We start from the raw sequence: 3,589 nt of genomic DNA, 5'->3' as shown, positions 1-3,589 counted from the left end.
GGCCACGCTGGGGGCCGCGGTGCTGCTCGCGCTGGTCCAGGCGATCTCCGGCAACCGGCCCGCGAGTCCCGGCCCGTGGTGCTCGGCCGCCGCGGCCTGCAGCGCGTCGACCGCGCGGGCGGTCGGCCAGAACGGGTCCGCCACGACGCGGCGGTTCTCCAGGCCGATCGCGGCGATCACGACGCCCGCGGCCTCGGCGAGCAGGAGGGGGCCGTCGGGCACGACGGAGCTGTCGCGGCCGGCGACCCGCTCGAGCGCCTCGCGGTCGACGTCGAGGGCGGGGCGCAGCTCGAACGGCCCGTGGGGGTCGGTGGCGCCCCCGGTCAGGAGGGCGGCGCGGAGGTCGGAGCGGCGGTCGACGCCGCGCAGGAAGGCGTCGAGGGGGGCGGAGGGCTGGGTGGTCATCGGGTCGGTCCTTTCGACCGGTGTGGTCGGTGAGGACCACGTTGCCCGGTCGGGCGCCCGTTCTCCATCGCATCTGCGCATGCCGCCCATGCGCCCGCAGGTGACCCCCTCCGGCGCATGGGGGCCATGCGAAACCCGCATGGACGCTGGCCATCCGGCACTCTACCCTCGGAGGGACCCATGGAACTCCTGCACCTCAGGGTCCTCCGCGAGGTCGCGCGCCGCGGTTCGATCTCCGCCGCCGCCGACGCGCTGGACTACACCCAGCCCGCCGTGTCCCGGCAGCTCGCGATGCTGGAGCGCCAGGCCGGCCAGTCGCTCGTCGAGCGCACCCCCCGCGGCGCCCGCCTGACCGCCTCGGGCGACGCCCTGCTGCGCCACGCCGAGGACATCCTCAGCCGGGTCGACGCCGCCCAGACCGAGATGGACGCGATCGCCGCGCTGCGCGGCGGCCAGGTCCGGATCTCGGCCTTCCCCAGCACGGTCGGCTCGTTCGTGCCGTCCGCGCTGCGCACCTTCGGCGAGCGCCACCCCGAGGTGCAGGTGAAGTTCGACCTCGTGGAGCCCGGGCCGGCGCAGGAGCTCCTGGCCCGGGGCGCCGTCGACGTGGCCGTCACGAGCCTCGGGCTCCAGCTCGGCCCGCCCCCCGGCATGCGGGCCCACAAGCTGATCGACGACCCGCTCCTGCTCGCGCTGCCGCCGGACCACCCCCTCGCCGACCTCGACGAGGTCCCGGTCTCCGCACTGGCGGGCGAGCAGCTGATCGTCGGCTCCCCGACGACGTGCCCGGACTGCGAGGTCATGATGATGGCCTGCGAGGCCCAGGGGTTCACGCCGAACCGCACCTACGTCGTGGACGACTACGGCGCCGCCCTCGGCCTCGTTGCCGCCGGGCTCTCGGTGGCGATGATCCCGGAGCTCGCGCTGACGGGCCGCCGGGCCGACGTCGTGATCCGGCCGCTGGACGCCCACATCGTCCGCCGGATCGTCGCGATGACGCTCGACACGCAGTCCGGCTCCGCGGTCGCTGACGCGATGGTCACGGCGCTCGCCGACGCGGCGTCGGCCTACCGGGTCGTCACCGGCGCGACCGCGGACGTGCGCACCGGCGCCTGACCGCCGCCGGGCCGGGACCCGATCGCGCGGCACCCATTCCCGTCGGGCATACACTGGGTGGTGATGCAGCGTCCGATCCTGCCCTCGACGCACGACCTCGAGGCCTTCGTCGCGGCGATCGAGGCCGGGACGATGGGCGGCGCGGCCGACGCGCTGGACCTCACGCAGTCCGCGGTCACCAAGCGGATCGCCCGGCTCGAGGCCCAGCTCGGCACGGTGCTGCTGGAGCGCGGGCGCTACGGGGTGCGCCCGACCGGGCCGGGCGGCTCGCTGTACCCCGAGGCCCGGCGCGCGCTGGAGACCCTGCGGCGGGCGACCGACCTACTGCGCGCCGAGCGCTCCGCCCGGCACGAGACGCTGCGGATCACCGCCAGCCACACCGTCGGCGAGTACCTGCTGCCGGACTGGCTGGCGGCCCACCGCCGCGCCGGCGCCGCCTTCCACCCGACGATGCGGATCAGCAACTCGCCGGCGGTGCTGGAGGCCGTCCGCGACGGCGACGCCGACCTCGGGTTCGTCGAGCACGGCGGCGAGGCGACGGGGCTCGAGACGATGATCGTCGGCCGGGACGAGCTCGTCGCCGTCGTCGCCGCCGACCACCGCTGGGCCGGGCGCCGCACGATCGCGGTGCGGGAGCTCGTCGGCGAGCCGTGGATCACCCGCGAGCCCGCGTCCGGCACCCGCACCGTCGCGGAGGACGCGCTGGCGAAGGCCGGGATCCGCCTGGAGCCCGAGCTCGAGGCCCAGTCGCTGGAGACCGTCAAGCGGTCGGTCGCCGGGGGCGGCGGCTTCTCGCTGCTCTCGCCGCTGGCCGTCGCGCACGAGGTCGACGCCGGGTCGCTCGTGACCCGCCAGGTCCGCGGGGTCGACCTGCGCCGCGAGCTGCGCGCCGTGCGCCGCCGGACGCGGACGACCGTGCCAGGATCCGGCGCCGAGCCGGCCCGCCAGCTCTGGCGCTGGCTGGAGGCCGAGGTCGCGCCGGCGGCGGACGAGGGCGGAGATCCGGCGCCGGCCCCGCCCCGGAGCCGCTAGCCCGGAACCCGGGCGCAGGACGGGCCGTCCCGCCCCGCGGGTCCGTGGGACCGGACGCGGGCGCCGATGCCGCGCGTCCGCCGGCGCTCTCACCTGTAGGCTGGCGGACCCCCATGCGCCCTGACGACGTCCGTCGGGTGCGCCGCCGGGCCCTGCATGCCGACCCCGTCCCAGGGGTAGTGTCGCCGGTGGCCCTCTCCGCGGCCCCGGCCGTTCCGCGGCCCGTCGTCTCGTCCCCCGCCCCACCCGTGTCCGTTCCCGCCCTCCCCACCGACGCCCCGAGCCTCGAGGCCCTCCGCTCCGCCGTCGACGCGATGGACGAGCACGTCACCCTGCTGGCCCGCGACGGCCGGCTGCTGCACGTCAACCGGGCGCGGCGGAGCTCCGAGGCCGTCGAGGCCCGCGGCGGCCTCCGCTTCGGCATCGGCTCGGACCCCCTGGCCGCGGCGGACGTCCGCGACCCGCAGTCCCGGGCGATCGCCGCGGGCATCCGCTCGGTGCTCGCCGGGGAGCGCGAGCGCTTCGAGGTCGAGTACTCGCGCCGGTCGGACCGGTCGCCGCGCTGGTTCGCGCTGCGGGCGTCGGCGATCGCCGTGGACGGCGTCGGCGCCGTCGTCGTCCACACCGACGTCACCGCGCGGCGCCTCGCCGAGCGCGCGTCCGACCACCGCGCCGACCACGACGGCCTCACGGGCCTCGCCAACCGCCGCCTGCTGGAGCAGCGCCTCGAGGAGCTGCTCGTCGGCGGCCCCGTCGGCGTCATCGTCCTGCGGCTCCACGGCGACGACCCCCGCAACGCCGTCCGGCTCTCGGGCGACGGCGAGGAGATCCTGCGCGAGACCGCCGAGCTCGTCGGCCAGCTCGTCGGCGAGGGCGCCGTCACCGGCCGCCACGGCGCGGACCGCTTCGTCGTCCTGCTGCCCGGCGTCGACGACGCCGGGCTCGACGGAGAGGGGGCGCGAGTACGTCTGCCCCTTCTCCTTGCACTCGGCGAGGGTGTGCGTCTCCTCGCCGAACTCCAGCTCGCCGAACTCCA

Annotated in this window: 3 protein-coding genes and 1 pseudogene; 3 read left to right on the top strand and 1 reads right to left on the bottom strand. The window is 76.9% G+C overall.

Annotation, left to right across the window (positions count from 1 at the left end; all coding sequences use genetic code 11):
• Nucleotides 1–405: pseudogene (locus AB0L40_RS27275) on the bottom strand (hypothetical protein); the annotation flags it as partial.
• Between the two features lie 180 nt (nt 406–585).
• Here AB0L40_RS27275 and AB0L40_RS27270 point away from each other — a divergent pair.
• The 3 genes from AB0L40_RS27270 to AB0L40_RS27260 all read left to right on the top strand — a co-directional run.
• Entirely contained in the window at nt 586–1,521 is a 936-nt protein-coding gene (locus AB0L40_RS27270) for a LysR family transcriptional regulator (RefSeq protein ID WP_364361871.1), read from the top strand.
• A 63-nt stretch (nt 1,522–1,584) separates the two neighbouring features.
• Nucleotides 1,585–2,553 (top strand): LysR family transcriptional regulator, encoded by a 969-nt coding sequence (locus AB0L40_RS27265; protein WP_364361869.1) that lies wholly within the window; start codon nt 1,585–1,587, stop codon nt 2,551–2,553.
• Nucleotides 2,554–2,801: 248 nt separating this feature from the next.
• Nucleotides 2,802–3,589, top strand: a 788-nt coding sequence (locus AB0L40_RS27260; RefSeq protein WP_364361867.1) for a GGDEF domain-containing protein, incomplete at its 3' end; no start/stop codon positions are given.

The organism is Patulibacter sp. NPDC049589, assembly GCF_040675535.1.
Taxonomy (GTDB): domain Bacteria; phylum Actinomycetota; class Thermoleophilia; order Solirubrobacterales; family Solirubrobacteraceae; genus Patulibacter.
Note: the sequence above shows the minus strand (reverse complement) of the source record. Positions and strands in the feature narration are given on the sequence as shown.

Excerpts from the sequence above, each read along its gene's own strand:
- AB0L40_RS27270 (WP_364361871.1), top strand. The coding sequence starts at position 586 with ATGGAACTCCTGCACCTCAGGGTCCTCCGCGAGGTCGCGCGCCGCGGT.
- AB0L40_RS27265 (WP_364361869.1), top strand. The coding sequence starts at position 1,585 with ATGCAGCGTCCGATCCTGCCCTCGACGCACGACCTCGAGGCCTTCGTC.